We start from the raw sequence: 20,284 nt of genomic DNA on the forward strand, positions 1-20,284 counted from the left end.
CGGGAAGACGCCCTCCGACGACAACAACGAGACCGGCGCCTGGCGGGATCAGAGCGCCGAGGCGGCCCGCGCCAGCTCCTCGATCCGCGCCCAGTCGCCCGACACCAGCGCGTCCTTGGGCGCGAGCCACGAACCGCCGACGCAGCCGACGTTCGGCAGCGCCAGGTAGTTCGGCGCGGTCGCCGGCGTGATGCCGCCGGTCGGGCAGAACCGCAGACCGGGCAGCGGCCCGCCGACGGACTTCAGGTAGTCCACCCCGCCCGCGGCCTCGGCCGGGAAGAACTTGAGCGACGTCAGCCCGCGCTCGGCCAGCCGCATCGCCTCCGACACGGTCGCGGCACCCGGCAGGAACGGCAGCCCGGTGTCCTCGGCCGCGTCCAGCATCCGGTCCGTCGACCCGGGCGTGACGAGGAACGCCGCACCGGCCTTCGCCGCCTGCTCCGCGTGCTCCGGGGCGGTCACGGTGCCGGCGCCGATCACGATGCCCGGCACCTCCGCCGCCACCCGCTCGATCGCGGCCAGCGCCGCCGGCGTGCGCAGCGTCAGCTCGATCACGCGCACACCGCCGCGCAGCAACGCCTCCGCCAGCGGCACGGCGTGCTCGGCGTCGTCGACGACGACGACCGGGATGACGGGGGACAGCGCCAGCAGATCCGCCGCCGTCGCGTGGGCCGGGGCGTTGGTCACCGGGACACCTCCTGGTTGAACTGGCCTTCGAAGTGCGAGGCCGCGATGGGTCCGAACACGCTCGCGCCCCGGTCGGCGGGCCCGATCGCCCGGCGCAGCGAGGCGAACAGCTCCCGGCCGGTGCCGGTCCACGCCTGCGCGTCCGGCGGGAAGTCCACCAGGTCGCGCGAGGCCAGCTCCGCCGGGTCGACGAACGCTTCCAGCGTGCCGGTCTCGGCGTCCAGCCGCAGCACGTCGCCGTCGCGCACGCGGGCCAGCGGGCCGCCGACGGCCGCCTCCGGGGTGACCTGGATGGCGGCCGGGATCTTGCCCGACGCGCCGGACATCCGGCCGTCGGTGACCAGCGCGACCTTGAAGCCCCGGTCCATCAGCACGCCCAGCGCGGGCGTCAGCTTGTGCAGCTCGGGCATCCCGTTGGCCTGCGGGCCCTGCTGCCGCACCACCACGACCACGTCCCGCTCCAGCTCACCGGCCTGGAACGCGGCGCTGAACGCCTCCTGCGAGGTGAACACCCGGGCGGGAGCCTCCACGACCCGGTGCTCCGGCTTGACCGCCGACACCTTGATCACCGCGCGGCCGAGGTTGCCCGACAGCATGCGCAGGCCGCCGTCGGCCGCGAACGGCTCCGACACGGGCCGCAGCACGTCGGTGTCCAGCGAGCGCGGCGGGCCCGGCCGCCACATCAGCACGCCCTCGACCAGCACCGGCTCCTGCCGGTAGCGGTCGAGCCCGGGGCCGGCCACGGTCCGCACGTCGGCGTGCAGCAGGCCCGCGTCCAGCAGCGTCGAGACGAGGAACGGCACGCCGCCCGCGGCCTGGAAGTGGTTGATGTCCGCCGAGCCGTTCGGGTAGACGCGGGCCAGCAGCGGCACCACCGAGGACAGCTCGGAGAAGTCGTCCCAGCCCAGCTCGATGCCCGCGGCCGACGCGATGGCCACCAGGTGCATGGTGTGGTTGGTCGACCCGCCGGTGGCCAGCAGCGCGATCACGCCGTTGACCACGGACTTCACGTCCACCACGTGCCCGATCGGGGTGTAGTCCTCGCCCCGGCTGATCTCCACCGCGCGCCGCGCGGCCTCCTCGGTGAGCGCCTTGCGCAGCCTGGTGCCCGGCGGCACGAAGCTCGCGCCCGGCAGGTGCAGGCCCATGACCTCGACCACGAGCTGGTTGGAGTTCGCCGTGCCGTAGAACGTGCAGGTCCCGGGGCTGTGGTAGGACTGCGCCTCGGCTTCGAGCAGGTCCTCGCGGGACGCCTTGTTCTCCGCGAACAGCTGCCGCACCCGGGCCTTCTCCGAGTTCGGCAGGCCGGAGCTCATCGGGCCCGCGGGCACCAGGATCGCGGGCAGGTGCCCGAACGACAGCGCGCCGATCAGCAGGCCGGGCGTGATCTTGTCGCACACGCCGAGCAGCAGCGCCGCGTCGAACATCTCGTGCGACAGGGCGATGCCGGTGGCCATCGCGATGACCTCGCGGCTGAACAGCGAGAGCTCCATGCCCGCGCGGCCCTGGGTGATGCCGTCGCACATGGCGGGCACGCCGCCCGCGAACTGCGCCACGCCGCCGACGGCCCGGGCCGCGTCCTTGATCCACGCGGGGTACTCGTGCATGGGCTGGTGGGCGGACAGCATGTCGTTGTACGCCGACACGATCGCCACGTTCGGGCGACGCAGCGCACGAAGGAGGTCCTTGTCACCGCCCGTGATCCCGGCGAAACCGTGGGCCAGGTTGCTGCACGCCATGTCGCGGCGGGCGGGGCCCTCCTGCTGGGCCTGGGCGATTCGTTCCAGGTAGGCGGACCGGCCGGCGGCGCTGCGGGCGGCGATTCGAGCCGTCACTTCGGCGACGACGGGATGCACGCTCATGGTTCGCTGTCTCCCGGTGGTGATCACGGGCTGTGGTGGGCCCGGTGGGACGGCAGCGCTGACGTCGCACGTACGGACGTGACAGCAAGCACACTATGTCACGACACATGATCGTGACAAAAACGATTCAGATCCTGAGACGCGACTCGGACACTTGTGGTTCTTGTCACAGCGGCTTCCACTTGGCAGAGTCGGCACACGGATCGACCCGAGGGAGGTGCTGACCATGACGTCCTCCGAGATCGTGGAGCTGCGCCGGGCGCTTGGCCAACTGCGCCACAGCGTCCGCGGGCTGCGCGCGCGGTACGGCGACGTGGCCGCCGTGCAGCGGCTGGCCAACGACGTCGAGCGCATGGACATCGACGCGACCGAGCTGGCGGAGCTGGACAGCACGCCCCGACCGCGTGAGGCGCCTCGGGTCGAGAGAGAGGTCGTCGTCGTCCCGGACACGCCGTACGACCCGGAGCTGTGGCACGACGCCGACGACGAAGGTCTCGGCGGCTACCGCAGTCATCGGACCTGAGCTGAGGAGAGGACCGGCCCCCGCGTGCGAACGCGGGGGCCGCTCCCGTTTTCGGCCCGGTGATGTGTCCCACACCACAATGTGTCCCGCACCACAACGACGTGGAACGAGGTGAGGTATGAGGGCGCAGATCGCCCAGCGCACGTTGCGCACAGACCGGTGGTGGCTACCGCCGCTGGCGACGTTCGCGGGCCTGCTCCTGATTTCGATCTACGCGGCCGTGCGGACCTTCATGGGCGACTACTACTGGGTGGACGAGTACCGCTACCTGACGCCCATGTACTCGCCGTGCCTGACCGAGGAGTGCCTGCCCAACGCGGCGCACTTCGGCCGCTTGCTGCCCGAGCTGCCGGGGTTCCTCACCCCGCCGGTGATCATCATCCCGTTCCTGCTCGGCTTCCGGGTGACCTGCTACTACTACCGCAAGGCCTACTACCGGGCGGCGTGGATGTCCCCGCCCGCGTGCGCGGTGGCCGAGCCCCACGCCAAGTACACCGGTGAGACCCGCTTCCCGCTCATCGCGCAGAACCTGCACCGGTACTTCTTCTACGCGGCGTCGCTCCTGCTGCTGATCAACATCTACGACGCGGCCTTCGCGTTCAGCACCGGCATCGGCCTCGGCAACATCGTGCTGCTGGTCAACGTCGGCCTGCTCGGCGCGTACACGCTGTCGTGCCATTCGTGCCGCCACATCGCGGGCGGGCGGCTCAAGCACTTCTCCAAGCACCCGGTCCGGTACTGGGCGTGGACGCAGATCTCCAAGCTCAACGCCAGGCACATGCAGTTGGCGTGGGCCTCGCTCATCTTCGTCTGCGTCACGGACCTCTACGTCGCGCTGGTCGCCTCCGGGACGATCGCCGACCTCCGATTCGTCAACTGAGGAGTGGTTTTGCCCGAGCTGGAACGGCATTCGTTCGACGTGCTCGTGATCGGTGCCGGCGGTGCGGGGTTGCGCGCCGCGATCGAGGCACGTGAACACGGGATGCGCACGGCGGTGCTGTGCAAGTCGTTGTTCGGCAAGGCGCACACCGTGATGGCCGAGGGCGGCATCGCCGCGGCCATGGGGAACGTGAACTCGAACGACAACTGGCAGGTGCACTTCCGCGACACCATGCGCGGCGGCAAGTTCCTGAACAACTGGCGGATGGCCGAGCTGCACGCCAAGGAGGCGCCCGACCGCGTCTGGGAGCTGGAGACCTACGGCGCGCTGTTCGACCGCACCAAGGACGGTCGGATCAGCCAGCGCAACTTCGGCGGCCACGAGTACCCGCGCCTCGCGCACGTCGGCGACCGCACCGGGCTGGAGCTGATCCGCAGCCTCCAGCAGAAGGTGGTGTCGCTGCAGCAGGACGATCACGCCGAGACCGGCGACTACGAGTCGCGGCTGAAGGTGTTCCAGGAGTTCACCGTCACCGACCTGGTGCTCGACGGCGGCAAGGTGGCCGGCGCGTTCGGCTACTGGCGCGAGTCGGGCCGGTTCGTGCTGTTCGAGGCGCCCGCCGTGGTGCTCGCGACCGGCGGCATCGGCAAGTCGTTCAAGGTCACGTCGAACTCGTGGGAGTACACCGGCGACGGCCACGCGCTGGCCCTGCGCGCGGGCGCGTCCCTGATCAACATGGAGTTCGTGCAGTTCCACCCGACCGGCATGGTCTGGCCGCCGTCGGTGAAGGGCATCCTGGTCACCGAGTCGGTCCGCGGTGACGGCGGCGTGCTGCGCAACTCCGACGGCAAGCGGTTCATGTTCGACTACATCCCCGAGGTGTTCAAGGACAAGTACGCCGACAACGAGGCCGAGGCCGACCGCTGGTACGCCGACCCCGGCAGCAACCGGCGGCCACCGGAGCTGCTGCCGCGCGACGAGGTGGCCAGGGCCATCAACTCCGAGGTCAAGGCCGGTCGCGGGTCCGAGCACGGCGGCGTGTTCCTGGACGTGTCGACCCGCCTGCCCGCCGAGGAGATCATGCGGCGGCTGCCGTCGATGCACCACCAGTTCAAGGAGCTGGCGGACGTCGACATCACCGCGCAGCCGATGGAGGTCGGGCCGACCTGCCACTACGTGATGGGCGGCGTGCAGGTCGACCCGGACACGGGCGCGTCGTCGGTGCCGGGGCTGTTCGCGGCGGGCGAGGTGTCCGGCGGGATGCACGGCTCGAACCGGCTGGGCGGCAACTCGTTGTCCGACCTGCTGGTGTTCGGCCGCCGGGCGGGCGCGGGCGCGTCGGACTACGTGACCGGGCTGCCGGCCCGTCCCGTGTGCTCGGACGAGGCCGTCGCCGAGGCGGAACGGACGGCCGTGGCCCCGTTCTCCGGCGCCGACGGGGGCGGTGAGAACCCGTACACGCTGCACATGGAGCTGCAGCAGGCGATGAACGACCTGGTCGGCATCATCCGCAAGGCCGAGGAGATGGACCAGGCGATCAAGCGCCTGGAGGAGCTGAAGCGGCGGGCCGCGACCCTGGTGGTCGAGGGGCACCGGCAGTTCAACCCCGGCTGGCACCTGGCGCTCGACCTGCGGAACATGCTCGTGGTCAGCGAGTGCGTGGCGCGCGCCGCGCTGCTGCGCACGGAGAGCCGGGGCGGGCACACCCGGGACGACTACCCCGGGATGGACGCCGACTGGCGGCGCAAGCTGCTGGTGTGCAGGTTGTCCGACTCCTCGGTCGAGGTCGTGGAGGAGCCGCAGATCCCGATCCGCACGGACCTGCTGGCGTTGTTCGAGCACAGCGAGCTGCAGAAGTACCTGACCGCCGACGAGCTGGAGGGCTGACATGGGGTACCAGGGGCACTTCCGGGTGTGGCGCGGTTCGGACGAGGGCGGTGGCCTGGAGGACTTCACCGTCGAGGTCAACGAGGGCGAGGTCGTGCTCGACGTCATCCACCGGTTGCAGGCGACCCAGACACCGGACCTGGCCGTGCGGTGGAACTGCAAGGCGGGCAAGTGCGGGTCGTGCTCGGCGGAGATCAACGGCAAGCCGAGGCTGCTGTGCATGACCCGGATGTCGGTGTTCGCGGAGGACGAGACGGTGACCGTGACGCCGATGCGCACGTTCCCGGTGATCCGCGACCTGGTCACGGACGTCTCGTACAACTACAAGAAGGCGCGTGAGATCCCCGCGTTCAAGCCGCCGGCCGGCGTGGCGCCGGGGGAGTACCGGATGCAGCAGGTCGACGTGGAGCGCTCGCAGGAGTTCCGCAAGTGCATCGAGTGCTTCCTGTGCAACAACACGTGCCACGTCATCCGCGACCACGAGGAGAACAAGGAGTCGTTCGCCGGGCCGCGGTTCCTGATGCGGGTCGCCGAGCTGGAGATGCACCCGCTCGACGAGGCGGACCGCGTGCAGGAGGCGCAGTCGTCGCACGGCCTGGGCCTGTGCAACATCACGAAGTGCTGCACCGAGGTGTGCCCGGAGCACATCAAGATCACCGACAACGCGTTGATCCCGATGAAGGAACGCGTGGCCGACCGGCGTTACGACCCGATCGTGTGGCTGGGCAACAAGCTGTTCCGCAACAAGGCCTGACGACGGCTCGCTGAGGTCCGCCCGCCCGCCCGCCCGCCCGCCCGGGCGGGCGGGCGGGCGGACCACTTTCGGACTGGCCTATCCGGCACTGGCGAGCCGGGCCGCCACCCAGAAGAACACCTTCGGGTCGCCCAGCCCGGAGGCGGTGAGCCAGTCGGCCGCCGCTCGCGCCTCCGACTCGTCCTGGACGAGCCCCCACCGGCCCGGACGGACACCGGTCGCCGTCCGCACGTCCTCGACCAGACCGCCGAGGCACGTCCAGGTGTGCCAGGTCCCGCTGTCGTAGCCGACCAGCTCGAACCCGAGCACGTCGGTCGCGCGGACGGGCTCGGCGCCGGCCAGGCGGGCCGGCAGGCTGCCCGCTGCCACGTCCCAACCGCCCTCGCGCACGTCCGCCAGCAAGGGCTCGACGTCTCGGGCGGCGATCCCGACCTCCAGCACGTGCAGGTCCCCCCGACCCTCCCGGGCACGTCCGGCGGACGCCGGATCGCCGAACCAGTCGTCCCAGCCGTCCGTCACGACCGTCGTGACGCAACCGCTCGCCGACACCAGCTCGCCGTCCGGCAGGCCCGCGTCCTGCCAGTCCTGCCGCGCGCCCCGCGACGCCACGCGGTAGCCGGCCAGGACGTGGTTCACCGGTCCCACCGCCGGCCGAGCGCGGCCAGCTCGTCACCGTGCTCGACGCGCTCGGCCCACTCCTCGGGCCACGCGCCGAGGCCGTGGACCGCGCCCGCGAACGCGCCGGTGAGGCACGCGATCGAATCGGAGTCGCCGGACGTCGTCGCCGCCCGGGACAGCGCCGCCACCGGTTCGTCGCGGAGCAGCAGGAAGCAGTGCAGCGCGGTGGCCAGCGCCTCCTCCGCGATCCACCCGGCGCCCGTGGCCAGGCACGGGTCGGCGTCGCGGTCCGGCGTGGCGGCGGCCAGCACGTCGAGCGCCTCCGCGCACTCGTCCCAACCCCGGGCGATGAACTCCTCCGGAGTGGACACCCCGGGACGTACCCACAGGTCGGCCAGCCACTCCTCCCGGTAGGTGGTGCGCTGCTCCGCGCACCGCTCGCGCAACGCGGCCGTCAGGTCACCGGGACTCGTGCCGTCGACCAGCCACCGCGCCGCGAACGCCGTCAGCTCACTGGCCGCGAGCGCCGTGGGGTGGCCGTGCGTGAGAGCGGACTGGAACTGCGCGATGCCGGCGCGGTCGTCGTCGGACAGGTCGGGCACGAGGCCGACCGGCACGACCCTCATGTTCGCGCCACAGCCCTTGGACGACGCCCCGGTCGCCTCCCGCCACGGCAGCCCGGCGGCGAGCTTCTCGCACGCCTGCAAGCACGTCATGCCGGGCGCCCGGTTGTTGTCCGGCGACTCCCACCACCGCACGAAGTGCTCCCGCAGCGCGTCCTCGACCCCGTCCCGCCCCCCGACCAGCGCCCGTGCGACGGCCAACGTCATCTGGGTGTCATCGGTGACCAGGGCGGGATCGCCTTCGAGGTCGCGCGGGCCGCCCGCGCCGTAGCGCCGCTCGATCTCGGCGACGTTCATGAACTCGGTCGGCGCACCCAGGGCATCCCCGTACGCCAACCCCGACAACGACCCGCTCGCCCGCATCACGGCGACATCGTAGGTGCCGACCACGCCCGGAAGCGCGGGTAAAAGGGGCTATGCCGGGGGCAGTGGTTCGCGCCGTGCCGGCCAGTCAGCCGGCACGCCCGTGCGGCAGGCCACGATCCCGCCCACCATCGCGGCCGTCGTGTCCATCTCGCCGCCCGCTTCGACGCAGGCCGTGACAGCGCCCCGGTAGTCGTCGGCGTGCGTCGCGGCGACCCACAGCACGAACGGCACGGAGTCCTGCGCGGTCGAGTGCGACCCGTTGCCCAACTCGTAGGCGGCTTCGGCGGCCGTGCGCCCCAGCAGTCGCCGCGCGTCCTCGACACCACGCCGGACCTGCCCGTCGTCCAGCAGGTCCAGCACCGCGTCGACCATCCCCGGACCGGGCACGGCCGCCGCCACGGCCGCCGCCACCGCACCCGCGATCCCCTCCGGGTGCAGGTGCGTGACCTCCGCCGAGCGAACCGCCTGCGTCACCACGGCGTCGAGGTCGTCGGCGAAGAACGCGCCCAACGGCGCCACCCGCATCGCCGCCCCGTTGCCGCACGACCCCTCACCCCGGTACGCCGTCGCCGCCGCTTCGCGCCACGGCACCCCGTCCCGGATGCGGTGCAGCACCACCACCGCGCCGGGCCCGTACCCCCGGTACGGGTCGCAGCGCTCGGCGAACTCCCCGGCCAACCGGTCCTGGTCGACCTCGCCGTGCTCGCACAACTCGGCCGGCAGCAGGCAGGCCATCTCGGTGTCGTCCGTGCCTAAGCCCTTCCCCGGACACGACAACGCCCGGACGGGGGAGCGAACCCCCGTCCGGGCGTCGGTGTTCCGGACGATCAGCTGCAGCCCGAGGTGGAGCCGCAGCCCTCGCACAGGTAGCACGAGCCGGCCGGGCGCATCTTCGTGCCGCACGTCATGCACAGCGGCGCGTCGGCGGTGGTGCCCAGTTGCAGTTCGAGCAGCTCCGTGGAGCTGCCCACGCGAATGTCCTGCGGCTTGGACTTCTTCTCCGCCGGGGCCGGCGCGGTCGAGGCGGCCGGGGCCGCGTCGACCGACGTGCGCAGACCCTCCAGGTCCACGTCGGAGCCGGTGCCGTAGTCGCTGTTGACCTGCGCGGTGCGCTCGTCGGCGGTGAAGATGCCGAGCTGCGCCCGCTTCTCGACCGGCAGGTAGTCCAGCGCCAGGCGGCGGAACAGGTAGTCCAGGACGCTGGTCGCGATGCGGACGTCCGGGTCGTCCGTCATGCCCGCCGGCTCGAAGCGCAGGTTCTGGAACTTCGAGACGTAGAACTCCAGCGGGATGCCGTACTGCAGGCCCACCGAGATGGACATGGAGAACGCGTCCATCACGCCGGCCAGCGTCGAACCCTGCTTGCCCAGCTTGACGAAGATCTCGCCGAGGCCGTCGTCCGGGTACGAACCGGCGTGCAGGTAGCCCTCCGCGCCGCCCACGGTGAACGACACCGTCTGCGACGGGCGCTTCTTCGGCAGGCGCTTGCGCACCGGGCGGTACTCGACGACGGTCTCGGCCTTGGCCTCGGCGACCGCCGAGGACTTGGCCGACTTGCCCGCCGACAGCGGCTGGCCGACCTTGCAGTTGTCGCGGTAGATCGCCAGCGCCTTCAGGCCCAGCTTCCAGCCCTGGTAGTAGATCTCCTCGACCTCTTCGACGGTCGCCGTCTCCGGCATGTTCACCGTCTTGGAGATCGCGCCCGAGATGAACGGCTGCACCGCGGCCATCATCCGCACGTGGCCCATCGGCGCGATCGAGCGGTCGCCCATGGCGCAGTCGAAGACCTCGTAGTGCTCGGGCTTGAGACCCGGCGCGTCCACCACGTGGCCGTGCTCGCCGATGAACTCGACGATCGCCTCGATCTGCTCCTGCTGGTAGCCCAGCACCTGCAACGCGCGCGGCACGGTCTGGTTGACGATCTGCATCGAGCCGCCGCCGACCAGCTTCTTGAACTTCACCAGCGCCAGGTCCGGCTCGATGCCGGTGGTGTCGCAGTCCATCATCAAGCCGATGGTGCCGGTGGGCGCGAGCACGCTGGCCTGCGCGTTGCGCCAGCCGTTGCGGGCGCCGATGCGCTGGCACTCCTGCCACGCCCTGGTCGCGACCTTCTGCACCGCGCCGTCGTTCGCGTGGTACGTGCGCAGCATGTCGTTGGCGGCCGAGTGCTTGCGGATGACCCGCTGGTGGCCCTCGGCGTTGCGGGCGTAGCCCTCGTACGGGCCGACGATGCCCGCCAGCTCCGCGGACCGCTTGTACGCCACGGCCTGCATCAGGGACGTGATCGCGGCGGCCAGCGCGCGGCCACCCTCGGAGTCGTACGCGTGACCGGTCGCCATGAGCAGCGCGCCCAGGTTCGCGTAGCCGATGCCCAGCTGGCGGAACGCACGGGTCGTCTCGCCGATCGCGGGGGTCGGGAAGTCCGCGAAGCAGATCGAGATGTCCATCGCGGTGATGATCAGCTCGACCGACTTGGCGAACAGCTCCGCGTTGAACGTGCCGTCGTCGGACAGGAACTTCATCAGGTTCAACGACGCCAGGTTGCAGCTGGAGTTGTCCAGGTGCATGTACTCCGAGCACGGGTTCGAGGCGGTGATCCGGCCCGACTCCGGCGTGGTGTGCCAGTCGTTGATCGTGCCGTCGTACTGGATGCCCGGGTCGGCGCACTCCCACGCGGCCTGCGCCAGCTTGCGGAACAGGTCCTTCGCGTCGATGTGCTCGATGACCTCGCCGGTCTGGCGCGCGCGCAGGCCGAACTGGCCGCCGTTCTCGTAGGCGTGCATGAACTCGTCCGACACGCGGATCGAGTTGTTCGCGTTCTGGTACTGCACGGACACGATGTCCTTGCCGCCCAGGTCCATGTCGAACCCGGCGTCGCGCAGCGCGCGGACCTTGTCCTCTTCCCGCGCCTTGGTCTGGATGAACTCCTCGACGTCCGGGTGGTCGACGTCCAGCACGACCATCTTCGCCGCGCGGCGGGTCGCGCCACCGGACTTGATGGTGCCCGCGGACGCGTCGGCGCCGCGCATGAACGACACCGGGCCGGACGCCGTGCCGCCGGAGGACAGCAGCTCCTTGGACGAGCGGATGCGCGAGAGGTTCAGGCCCGCGCCGGAGCCGCCCTTGAAGATCAGGCCCTCCTCGCGGTACCAGTTCAGGATCGACTCCATCGTGTCGTCGACCGACAGGATGAAGCAGGCGCTGACCTGCTGCGGCGAGCTGGTGCCCACGTTGAACCAGACCGGCGAGTTGAAGCTGAACACCTGGTGCAGCAGCATCCAGGTCAGCTCGTGCTCGTAGATCTCGGCGTCCTCGGCGGTGGTGAAGTAGCCGTGCTTGACGCCCGCCTCGACGTAGGTCTTCACCACGCGGTCGATGAGCTGGCGCAGGCTGTGCTCGCGCTGCGGCGTGCCCACCGCGCCGCGGAAGTACTTGCTGGTGACGATGTTGGTGGCGTTGACCGACCAGAAGTCGGGGAACTCGACGCCGCGCTGCTCGAAGTTCACCGAGCCGTCGCGCCAGTTCGTCATCACGACGTCGCGGTGCTCCCAGGTGACCTCGTCATAGGGGTGCGTGCCCGCCGTGGTGTAGACGCGCTCCACCTTGAGCTTGGCGTTCTTGTCCCCCGCGCCGTTGCGGGTGGCCGTCTTCTTGCTGGAGCCACCGACGGTCTCCGTCATCCCGGGTCCCTCTCGTCTTGCTCGTCTTGGAAAGTTCGGTGCGCGACCACGTCCGGGCTCCCCGTCCGAGGCGGCCGCGCGGTTGTCCTGCGTCGCGTCGCTCAGTCGTCCGTGCCCTGGGCGGTGCGAAGATCGGCGATCTCCTTCTCGAAGTCCTCGACGGACGAGAAGGAGCGGTAGACGCTGGCGAAGCGGAGGTACGCGACCTCGTCCAGCTCGCGCAGGGGGCCGAGGATGGCCAGGCCCACCTCGTGGCTGGGGATCTCGGCGACGCCGCCGGAGCGGATCGACTCCTCCACGCGCTGCGCCAGCTGCTGGAGGGCGTCCTCGTCGACGGGGCGGCCCTGGCACGCGCGGCGCACGCCGACGACGACCTTGTCGCGGCTGAACGGCTCGGTCACACCGGAGCGCTTGACCACCGCCAGCACGGCCTCCTCGACCGTGGTGAAGCGGCGGCCGCAGGCCGTGCACGACCGGCGGCGGCGGATGACCTGGCCCTCGTCGACCTCGCGGGAATCGACGACACGCGAGTCCGAGTTCCGGCAGAACGGGCATCGCACGGCTGGTCTCCCCCTCCCCTGGGCAGCATCCATCGCGTTAGCCTCACTCGTCGGGAAAACCCCAACCTGTGGACTAACTACAACGGTGTGACCACTAGATGTAGGGGTCAACCTATGCCCGCGCCCGGCCCGTCTGCAAGTCGGACACACCGGTCGGCGTTCACCCGATGGGATGCCGGAGCGCTCCGCGTCCCACCGGTCACGGACCGCCTCCCGATTTGCGAACCCAAACGCGAGAGTCCAACGCTCACGCCGCGAGAGTCCTACGTTCACACCGCGAGAGTCCTACGTTCAGCGCGCCTGAGTTCAACGCTGAGCGTTGAACTCACGCCTTCCGAACGTAGGACTCTCGCGCGGTGGACGTTGGACTCTCGCGGCGTGGAGGTTGGACTCTCGCGAGTGGTCAGGTGCCGTGGGGGACGACCAGGGCCTGGCCGGGGACGACGTCGGAGCCCGGGAGGGAGTTCAGCTCGCGGATGCGGGCCACGACGGCGTCCGGGTCGCTGGCGGGCGCGCTGCGCTCGGCCACGTCCCACAGCGACTCGCCCACCTGGACGTGCACCACGTTGGTCCGTTCGGGGACGGTGGTGGCGCCGGAGGAGTACAGGAACAGCAGGCTCAGCAGCGCGGCGAAGAGGGCGGCGGCCGTCGCGTAGCCGGCGAACTGGACGGCCGGGTGGCGGCGCGGCCGGACCTCGCAGGCGATCGGCTCGGGCGCGGTCGGGCGCACGGCGAGCGGACGGGGGCGGGTCGACGGGCGGCGGTTGTCCTTATCGTGTACGTCGAACCGGCGGAGGACCCGTGGTCCGGGTCGCAATCCCGCGCCGAGGGCGACATCCTCGGCACCGGCGCCGTCGACCAGTTCGAAGCTGTTACGGGTGCCAATGACCACCGCCATGATGTCCTCCAACGCAGGTCATCCGATCATGATCGAACCTGTGTTCGATCGAACGTCCGTGCGAATGTCTACCACTTCGCCGGGCGAAATCGCTAGGACACGCCGGTGTTTACTTCGAACAGGTGTTTGATCTGGACAAGGAACGCGACTACCGTCCACAAGTGAAGATCGTCGGAGAAGCCGGCCTGGGCAATCGGGACCGGTGAGGAGGAAGCACCGTGGCACGCAAGACCAGCGAAGACCCGCGCACCGCCGATGTGCCCTCCGCGCCCGAACCGGCGGACATCGCGGGCAACGCCGGGCTCACCCTGCGCCAGCGCAAGGTGCTCGACGTGATCCGCGACTGGCTCGACCGGTTCGGCTACCCGCCCAGCGTGCGTGAGATCGGGGAGGCGGTCGGCCTGACCTCCACCTCCTCGGTCGCCCACCAGCTGCGCGCGCTGGAGCGGAAGGGGTACCTGCGGCGCGACCCGAACCGGCCGCGCGCGGTGGGCGTGCTGCCCGCCGAGATCGTGACCGGCCTCGACCCGGCGTCCAAGCCGACGCCCGCGTACGTGCCCATGCTGGGCCGCATCGCGGCCGGTGGGCCGATCCTGGCGGAAGAGGCCATCGAGGACGTGTTCCCGCTGCCCCGCGAGATCGTCGGCGAGGGCGACGTGTTCCTGCTGAAGGTCGTCGGCGACTCGATGGTGGACGCCGCCATCACCGACGGCGACTGGGTGGTCGTCCGCCAGCAGCCGACGGCGGACAACGGCGAGGTGGTGGCCGCCATGATCGACGGCGAGGCCACCGTGAAGTCGTTCAAGCGCAAGGAGGACGGGCACGTGTGGCTGATGCCGCACAACGCGGCCTACCAGCCCATCCCCGGCGACGACGCGTCGATCCTGGGCAAGGTCGTCGCCGTCCTGCGCAGGCTCTAGGCGGACAGCCCTGGCGGCAGCCGCTCACGCCCTGCGTCGGCGTGAGCGGCGCACCAGTGCGCCGACCAGCACCAACGCGACCGCGCCGCCGCCCACCACCGGCCACGGCGACCGCGGATCGGTGGCCGGGGGAGTGGCGCTCGTCGCCTCGTCGGCCGACGGCGCGGCTTCCGCCGTGGTCGTCGGCGCGGGCGGCACGGCCAACGCCGCCGCGCCCGCCACCGCGCGCACGGCCGACGACGTGCCGGCGCTGCCGAACTCGGAGGCCGACAGCAGCGTGCCGTCCGGGTCGAACGCGATGGCCTCGCCCTGCGGCTCACCGGGCAGCGGCACCCGCACCGGGTCCGACTCCAGCGCCTTGGCCAGGTCTCCGTCCGGCACCGGGAACAGGTACGCGTCGGTGTAGGTCCGCAACGCCGCCACCCGGCCGTCCCGGGACATCGCGCCACCCGTGACCAGGCGCGTCACCACGGAGTTCTGCAGCGGTCCGCCCGGCGTGTCCGTCGTCGTGATCGACACCCGCGCCACCTGCTCCAGCGGCGTCGGCGCGCCCTCGCTCAACCCGGCGGCCGGCCGGTACACCAACGCCGATCCGATCGTTTCCTTCGTGACGATGTGCGGAATGCCGGAACCGTCGAGCAACAATGCCTCGGCGTCGTGCTTTCCGTCAGGATACGTAAGTCGGTACAAACGTGCGCTGCCGTCCGGGGAAACGGCATGCAATGCCACGGTTTCCCGAGTCTTGCCGTTGTCGCCGGTGTCCGCGAGCCACAAGGTTCCATCAGGGGCCAATGCGAGATCTTCGACGTCGAACGGGTTGTTCGGCGCGGTGATCGTGCCGGTGATCGCGCACGCCCGGTCGAGCACCTGGACCCGCACCTGGCCGTTGTCGCTGTCGTTCACGGCGAACCACTGCCCGCCGTCGGACGCGAACCCGGACAGCTCCTCCAGCCGCTGGTCGGTCACCGCGCACACGTCGGCGACGGCCGGCTCCGCCGAAGCGGAACCGGCCGTCAGCACCAGACCCAGGACTACCAGCAGCGCGCGCAACGGCTCAGGCGTGGCTTCCGTTCACGGCGAACTTCTCCAGCACCCCGGCCAGGTCCGGCCGGACCCGGGCGGACAGCTCGGTGCCCTCCTCGGTGTGCCGCTCCTTGAGCACCTCGCCCTCGCGGTGCACGCGCGCGACCACCTCGCCCCGCGCGTACGGCACGAGCGCCTCGACCACGACCTCCTGCCGCGGCGTCATGGCCGCGATGCGCTCGCGCAGGTCGGCGATGCCCTCGCCGGTGTGCGCGGACACGAAGACCGCCGTGGGGAACAGGTGCCGCAGCCGGGCGAGGCCCAGCTCGCCCACCGCGTCGACCTTGTTGACCACGAGCAGCTCGGTCGGCATCGCGTCGTCGCGCCGGGACGAGATCTCCCGGATCACCTCGCGCACCGCCATGACCTGCTTCTCCGGCATCGCGTCGGAGCCGTCGACCACGTGGACCAGCAGGTCCGCGTCGGCGACCTCCTCCAGCGTCGACCGGAACGCCTCGACCAGCTGGTGCGGCAGGTGCCGCACGAAGCCGACCGTGTCGGTCAACGTGTAGGCCAGGCCCTCGGGCGTCTCGGTGCGCCGCGTGGTCGGGTCGAGGGTCGCGAACAGCGCGTCCTGCACCAGCACCCCCGCGCCGGTCAGCGCGTTGAGCAGGCTGGACTTGCCCGCGTTCGTGTACCCCGCGATGGCGACGTTGGGCACCGAGTTGGCCACGCGGCGGTGCCGCTTGGTCTCCCGGGTGACGCCCATCGCGGCGATCTCGCGGCGCAGCTTGGAGATGCGCGCGCGGATGCGCCTGCGGTCGGTCTCGAGCTTCGTCTCACCGGGACCGCGCAGACCCACGCCGCCGTTGGCGCCGCCGGCACGACCACCGGCCTGCCGGGACAGCGACGCGCCCCAGCCGCGCAGGCGCGGCAGCAGGTACTGGAGCTGGGCCATCTCGACCTGCGCCTTGCCCTCGCGGGTGGACGCGTGCTGGGCGAAGATGTCGAGGATCAGCGCGGTGCGGTCGACGACCTTGACCTTGAGCTTCTCCTCCAGCTGCCGCAGCTGGCCGGGGGAGAGCTCGCCGTCGCAGATCACCGTGTCCGCGCCGGTCGCGATCACGATGTCGCGCAGCTCGTGGACCTTGCCGGAACCGATGTAGGTGGCCGGGTCGGGCCGGTCGCGCCGCTGCACGAGGCCTTCGAGCACCTCGGAGCCCGCGGTCTCGGCGAGCAGGGCCAGTTCCGCCAGGGAGGCGTCCGAATCGGCCGCCGTGCCCTCGGTCCACACGCCGACCAGCACGACCCGCTCCAACCGGAGCTGCCGGTACTCGACCTCGGTGACGTCCTCGAGCTCGGTGGACAACCCGGCTACGCGACGTAGCGCGGCGCGCTCTTCGAGCGCCAAGTCGCCGGTGGACAGCTCGTCCTCGTGGTCGAGCCAGTCGTTGCTGCTGTACGTGTTTTCCGTCATTTGCCCTTCATCGTCCCACGGCACCCCTGACCGGACCGAGTGGTTAATCGCCTGGGTAGAGCGCCAGGTAGATCGCCACGCGTTCCCCGTCGGGGTGGGCCGGCTCGGTTGCCAGCTCATCCAACAACGTCTGGAGGCGTCGTTTTAGTTCCGCGCGGTCGACCCTGGCCACCAGCCGGAACTGGTTCATGGCGGCCGGGCCGACCTCGGCGACCTCGCTCAGGAACGCCTGGAACACGGCCTCGCTGGTCTCCTCGGGGTACGGGCTGCTGCCCTTGTGGAGCCGCCAGGACAGCCCCGTCGACCGGTACGGGATCTCCCGCGCGCCCCGGTTGCCGGTGCGCTCCTCCTGCGCCTCCAGGAAGCCCGTGGCGACGAGTTTGCGCACGTGGTGGAGGGTGGTGGCGGGGTCCTTGCCGAGCCGCTCGGCGATCTCCTTGTTGGTCAGCGCGCGGTCGTACGTGAGCCGGATGATGCGCAGCCGCACGGCCGAGGCCAGGGCGGCGGCCTCGGCGTCGGTCGCCGGACGTCGTTGCACCGGCACAGCCTAGACCGCCCGGAACTGAGTGATTGACAGTTTCCAATCACTCCCGCGACACTTCCGGCGTGTCCCTCTGGTCTCATCGCGACTTCCGCCTGCTGTGGGCAGGCGACACCATCAGCCAGTTCGGCTCGACGATCGGCCGCACGGTGTTGCCGCTGCTCGCGGTGGGCGCGCTGGCCGCGACGCCGTTCGAGATGGGTGTCCTGTCGGCCGCGAGCACGGCCGCGTTCCTGCTGATCGGGCTGCCCGCCGGGGTCTGGGTGGACCGGCTGCGCCGCCGTCCGGTGATGCTGGTGGCCGACTTCACCCGGGCCGTCCTGCTGCTGTCGATCCCGCTGGCCTGGTGGCTGGACGTGCTCGCGCTGCCGCACCTGGTCGTGGTCGCGCTGCTGGTCGGCGCGGCCACCGTCATGTTCGACATCGCCTACCAGTCGTACCTGCCCGCGCTGGTCGGCCGGGAGCAGCTGGTCGAGGGCAACTCGAAGCTGGAGGCCAGCCGGGCCGTGGCGGAGGTGTCGGGGCCGGCCGTGGCCGGTGGCGTCGCCCAGGCGGTCGGCGCGGCCCTCGGCGTGCTCGCCACCGCGGTCGGCTACCTGGCGTCGGCGTTCTTCCTGCTGCGCATCCGCGTCGAGGAGCCGCCGCCCCGGACACCGGACAAGCCCGGTCTGGCGCACGAGATCGCCGAGGGCCTGCGGTTCGTCTTCGGGAACCGGTCGCTGCGCGCGATCGTCGGCTGCACGGGCACCGCGAACTTCTTCGGCGGCATGTCCGCGGCCGTGCTGGTGCTGTTCCTGGTGCGGGACCTCGGCCTGTCCGAGGGCGTGGTCGGCCTGGTGCTCAGCGCGGCCGGGGTCGGCGGCGTGCTGGGGGCGCTGACCGTGACGCGGTGGAACGCCCGGTTCGGCCAGACCACGGTGATCTGGCTGTCCGGCCTGGTCACGTGGCCGTTGGGGGTGCTCGTCCCGCTGGGCGCGGCGGACTGGCGGATCGGGTTCCTCCTCGTCGGCGAGGCCGCGGTGGCCTACGGGGCGACGGTCTACAACATCGCCCAGGTGAGCTACCGGCAGTCCATCTGCCCGGACCACCTGCTCGGCCGGATGAACGCCAGCATCCGGTTCGTGGTGTGGGGCTCGATGCCGATCGGCGGGCTGCTGGGCGGCGTGCTCGGTGGCGGTGTCGGCGTCACGGCCACGCTGTGGGTGGCGATGACGGGGCAGGCCCTGGCGGTGCTGTGGGTGGTCCTGTCACCGCTGCGGTCGATGCGCGACCTGCCGGTGATCACTAGCCTCGACCGGCATGGCTGACACCACCGTGCTGCGCGAAGGTCTCCGGTTCGGCGAAGGTCCGCGGCAGGGGCCCGACGGGCGGTTGCACTACTCGGACTTCTACGACCACGAGGTGCGCGCGCTCGACCTGGACACGGGCGAGCAGGAGGTCGTCTGCGACGTGCCGGGGCAGCCGTCGGGGCTGGGCTGGCTGCCCGACGGGCGGCTGCTGGTGGTGTCGATGCGGGACCGCAAGGTGCTGCGCCTGGAGGAGGGAGGGCTGGTCGAGCACGCCGACCTGACCGGGATCGCCACCTTCCACGCCAACGACATGCTGGTCGACGCCGAGGGCCGGGCGTACGTCGGCAACTTCGGCTTCGACCTGCACGCGGCCATCGCGGCGGGCGGCGAGGCGGCGATGCTGGAACCGGGCTGGGTCGCGCCCGGCACGCCGCTGGCGCTGGTCCGGCCCGACGGGTCGGTGGAGGTGGCGGCCGAGGACCTGAAGTTCCCGAACGGGACCGGGCTGCTGCCGGACGGCCGGCTGGTGGTCGCCGAGACGCTGGCGTTCGGGCTGACGGTGTTCGACGTGGCCGACGACGGCTCGCTGTCCGACCGCCGGGTCTTCGCGTCGCTGCGCGAGCACGGCATCGCGCCGGACGGGATCGCGGTGGACGCCGACGGCGGCGTGTGGGTCGCGCCCGCGCTCCAGCCGTTCGTGTTCCGCGTCGAGGAAGGCGGCGAGATCACCCGGAAGGTGGAGACCAGCCAGCTCTGCTTCGCCGTGGCGATCGTCGGCGACCGGCTGGTCTGCTGCACCGCGCCCAGCTCGCAGCCCGAGGTGGTGTCGCAGGCGCGGCTGGGCAAGCTTGAGGTCGTCGGGCTCTGATCCCCGAGGGCGTCAGTCCCCGAGGGCGTCCCACCAGGCCTGGTCGAGCTCGCCCCGGGCCGGCAGCACGGCCGGGCCGGTGAGCGTGGAGCCGTCCTCCTCGATCACCACGGACACCTGTCCACCAGGGACGTCCACAGTGGCCTTGCCGGTGCGCCTGCCGGACCCGTACAGCCACGACGCCACCGACGCGACCGTGCCGGTGCCGCACGACCGGGTCTCGCCGACGCCGCGCTCGTGCACGCGCATCCGGAGAGCGCCGTCGTCCAGGACGTTGACGAACTCGACGTTCACGCCGTGCGGGAACTGCACCGGGTCGTGGCCGGGCGGCAGCTTCAGGTCGAGCTCGGCCACCGGCACCTCGGTCACGCACGCCAGGTGCGGGTTGCCGACGTCCACCGCGACACCGCCGAACGCGCGGCCGCCGACCGTGGCCGTGCCCGTGCCCGTGACCAGCACGCGCCCCATGTCGGCGGTCACCGTGCCGTCGTCGTGCACGACGACGTGCCGTTCACCCGCCCGGGTGCCGATGGTGAACTCGCCCGCCGCCGCCAACCCGGCGTCGACCAGGTACTTCGAGAACACGCGCACCCCGTTGCCGCACATCTCGGCGATCGAGCCGTCGGCGTTGCGGTAGTCCATGAACCACGGGCCGAAGTCGGGCCGGACGACCCGCAGCACGCCGTCCGCGCCCAGACCGCGCCGCCGGTCGCACAGGGCGCGCACGCGCGCCTCGGTCAGGTCCAGCACGCCGTCCGGGTCGGGCAGCACGACGAAATCGTTCTCGGTGCCGTGACCCTTGAGAAACTCGACTCCCACGCCCACCAG

At 71.3% G+C, this 20,284-nt stretch carries 19 protein-coding genes; 7 read left to right on the plus strand and 12 right to left on the minus strand.

What is annotated here, in order from left to right; all coding sequences use genetic code 11:
• Window positions 1-48 precede the first annotated feature (48 nt).
• Together eda and edd are read right to left on the minus strand one after the other, a co-directional pair.
• A complete protein-coding gene (eda, locus tag IOD16_RS05235) occupies window positions 49-687 on the minus strand; it encodes a bifunctional 4-hydroxy-2-oxoglutarate aldolase/2-dehydro-3-deoxy-phosphogluconate aldolase (RefSeq protein WP_236594759.1) in 639 nt (212 codons plus the stop codon).
• Complete coding sequence (gene edd / locus IOD16_RS05240) at window positions 684-2,549, minus strand: phosphogluconate dehydratase (protein WP_170185080.1); 1,866 nt, start codon at window positions 2,547-2,549, stop codon at window positions 684-686. The genes eda and edd overlap by 4 nt, the downstream gene beginning before the upstream one ends.
• A 226-nt stretch (window positions 2,550-2,775) precedes the next feature.
• Here edd and IOD16_RS05245 point away from each other — a divergent pair, with 226 nt between their 5' ends.
• The 4 genes from IOD16_RS05245 to IOD16_RS05260 all read left to right on the plus strand — a co-directional run bounded on the left by IOD16_RS05245 (window position 2,776) and on the right by IOD16_RS05260 (window position 6,593).
• Window positions 2,776-3,072, plus strand: coding sequence for a hypothetical protein (locus IOD16_RS05245; RefSeq protein WP_201439129.1), 297 nt, complete (start codon window positions 2,776-2,778; stop codon window positions 3,070-3,072).
• 118 nt (window positions 3,073-3,190) lie between these two features.
• Window positions 3,191-3,952: a hypothetical protein gene (locus IOD16_RS05250; protein WP_123743396.1), complete on the plus strand. Its 762-nt coding sequence runs from the start codon at window positions 3,191-3,193 to the stop codon at window positions 3,950-3,952.
• Window positions 3,953-3,961: 9 nt separating this feature from the next.
• A complete protein-coding gene (locus tag IOD16_RS05255) occupies window positions 3,962-5,839 on the plus strand; it encodes a fumarate reductase/succinate dehydrogenase flavoprotein subunit (RefSeq protein ID WP_201439130.1) in 1,878 nt (625 codons plus the stop codon).
• A gap of 1 nt (window position 5,840) precedes the next feature.
• Window positions 5,841-6,593 carry a succinate dehydrogenase/fumarate reductase iron-sulfur subunit gene (locus IOD16_RS05260; RefSeq protein WP_123743394.1) on the plus strand — a complete coding sequence of 251 codons (753 nt, stop codon included), beginning with the start codon at window positions 5,841-5,843 and terminating at the stop codon, window positions 6,591-6,593.
• Between the two features lie 78 nt (window positions 6,594-6,671).
• Here IOD16_RS05260 and IOD16_RS05265 read toward each other — a convergent pair whose 3' ends face one another.
• The 6 genes from IOD16_RS05265 to IOD16_RS05290 form a co-directional block, all read right to left on the minus strand.
• On the minus strand, window positions 6,672-7,229 hold the full coding sequence (locus IOD16_RS05265; RefSeq protein ID WP_201439131.1) for a hypothetical protein: 558 nt from the start codon (window positions 7,227-7,229) through the stop codon (window positions 6,672-6,674).
• Window positions 7,226-8,197, minus strand: coding sequence for an ADP-ribosylglycohydrolase family protein (locus IOD16_RS05270; protein WP_201441210.1), 972 nt, complete (start codon window positions 8,195-8,197; stop codon window positions 7,226-7,228). The genes IOD16_RS05265 and IOD16_RS05270 overlap by 4 nt, the downstream gene beginning before the upstream one ends.
• 51 nt (window positions 8,198-8,248) lie before the next feature.
• The gene (locus tag IOD16_RS05275) at window positions 8,249-9,112 is read right to left on the minus strand and encodes an ADP-ribosylglycohydrolase family protein (RefSeq protein WP_328809421.1); all 864 of its coding nucleotides are present in this window, start codon (window positions 9,110-9,112) and stop codon (window positions 8,249-8,251) included.
• Window positions 9,028-11,880, minus strand: a complete 2,853-nt coding sequence (locus tag IOD16_RS05280) for a vitamin B12-dependent ribonucleotide reductase (RefSeq protein ID WP_123743392.1) — start codon at window positions 11,878-11,880, stop codon at window positions 9,028-9,030. The genes IOD16_RS05275 and IOD16_RS05280 overlap by 85 nt, the downstream gene beginning before the upstream one ends.
• Window positions 11,881-11,981: 101 nt before the next feature.
• Window positions 11,982-12,440, minus strand: coding sequence for a transcriptional regulator NrdR (gene nrdR / locus IOD16_RS05285; RefSeq protein WP_123743391.1), 459 nt, complete (start codon window positions 12,438-12,440; stop codon window positions 11,982-11,984).
• A 403-nt stretch (window positions 12,441-12,843) separates the two neighbouring features.
• Complete coding sequence (locus tag IOD16_RS05290; RefSeq protein ID WP_236594760.1) at window positions 12,844-13,170, minus strand: LysM peptidoglycan-binding domain-containing protein; 327 nt, start codon at window positions 13,168-13,170, stop codon at window positions 12,844-12,846.
• Between the two features lie 386 nt (window positions 13,171-13,556).
• On the opposite strand from IOD16_RS05290, the gene lexA reads away from it, so the two are divergent.
• On the plus strand, window positions 13,557-14,258 hold the full coding sequence (gene lexA / locus IOD16_RS05295) for a transcriptional repressor LexA (protein WP_211348174.1): 702 nt from the start codon (window positions 13,557-13,559) through the stop codon (window positions 14,256-14,258).
• Window positions 14,259-14,282: 24 nt separating this feature from the next.
• On the opposite strand, the gene IOD16_RS05300 is transcribed toward lexA, so the two are convergent.
• Genes IOD16_RS05300 through IOD16_RS05310 form a run of 3 tightly spaced genes read right to left on the minus strand, consistent with a single transcriptional unit; the run spans window position 14,283 to window position 17,302 of the window.
• Window positions 14,283-15,308 (minus strand): hypothetical protein, encoded by a 1,026-nt coding sequence (locus tag IOD16_RS05300; protein WP_236594761.1) that lies wholly within the window; start codon window positions 15,306-15,308, stop codon window positions 14,283-14,285.
• Window positions 15,309-15,312: 4 nt separating this feature from the next.
• The gene (gene hflX / locus IOD16_RS05305) at window positions 15,313-16,758 is read right to left on the minus strand and encodes a GTPase HflX (RefSeq protein WP_123743390.1); all 1,446 of its coding nucleotides are present in this window, start codon (window positions 16,756-16,758) and stop codon (window positions 15,313-15,315) included.
• A 43-nt stretch (window positions 16,759-16,801) separates the two neighbouring features.
• Window positions 16,802-17,302 (minus strand): ArsR/SmtB family transcription factor, encoded by a 501-nt coding sequence (locus IOD16_RS05310; RefSeq protein WP_201439133.1) that lies wholly within the window; start codon window positions 17,300-17,302, stop codon window positions 16,802-16,804.
• A 62-nt stretch (window positions 17,303-17,364) separates the two neighbouring features.
• Between IOD16_RS05310 and IOD16_RS05315 the strand changes: the two genes are divergently transcribed.
• Together IOD16_RS05315 and IOD16_RS05320 are read left to right on the plus strand one after the other, a co-directional pair.
• The gene (locus IOD16_RS05315; protein WP_201439134.1) at window positions 17,365-18,606 is read left to right on the plus strand and encodes an MFS transporter; all 1,242 of its coding nucleotides are present in this window, start codon (window positions 17,365-17,367) and stop codon (window positions 18,604-18,606) included.
• Complete coding sequence (locus IOD16_RS05320) at window positions 18,599-19,456, plus strand: SMP-30/gluconolactonase/LRE family protein (protein ID WP_201439135.1); 858 nt, start codon at window positions 18,599-18,601, stop codon at window positions 19,454-19,456. Before IOD16_RS05315 ends, IOD16_RS05320 begins: the two co-directional genes overlap by 8 nt.
• Window positions 19,457-19,468: 12 nt before the next feature.
• Here IOD16_RS05320 and dapF read toward each other — a convergent pair whose 3' ends face one another.
• On the minus strand, window positions 19,469-20,275 hold the full coding sequence (gene dapF, locus IOD16_RS05325) for a diaminopimelate epimerase (protein WP_442978093.1): 807 nt from the start codon (window positions 20,273-20,275) through the stop codon (window positions 19,469-19,471).
• Window positions 20,276-20,284: the final 9 nt, after the last annotated feature.

Source organism: Saccharothrix sp. 6-C (assembly GCF_016695385.1).
GTDB lineage: Bacteria > Actinomycetota > Actinomycetes > Mycobacteriales > Pseudonocardiaceae > Actinosynnema > Actinosynnema texasense.

Coding starts and splice junctions, on each gene's coding strand:
- edd (WP_170185080.1), bottom strand. CDS start 2,549: ATGAGCGTGCATCCCGTCGTCGCCGAAGTGACGGCTCGAATCGCCGCC.
- IOD16_RS05245 (WP_201439129.1), top strand. CDS start 2,776: ATGACGTCCTCCGAGATCGTGGAGCTGCGCCGGGCGCTTGGCCAACTG.
- IOD16_RS05250 (WP_123743396.1), top strand. CDS start 3,191: ATGAGGGCGCAGATCGCCCAGCGCACGTTGCGCACAGACCGGTGGTGG.
- IOD16_RS05260 (WP_123743394.1), top strand. CDS start 5,841: ATGGGGTACCAGGGGCACTTCCGGGTGTGGCGCGGTTCGGACGAGGGC.
- IOD16_RS05270 (WP_201441210.1), bottom strand. CDS start 8,197: ATGCGGGCGAGCGGGTCGTTGTCGGGGTTGGCGTACGGGGATGCCCTG.
- IOD16_RS05280 (WP_123743392.1), bottom strand. CDS start 11,880: ATGACGGAGACCGTCGGTGGCTCCAGCAAGAAGACGGCCACCCGCAAC.
- hflX (WP_123743390.1), bottom strand. CDS start 16,758: ATGACGGAAAACACGTACAGCAGCAACGACTGGCTCGACCACGAGGAC.
- IOD16_RS05320 (WP_201439135.1), top strand. CDS start 18,599: ATGGCTGACACCACCGTGCTGCGCGAAGGTCTCCGGTTCGGCGAAGGT.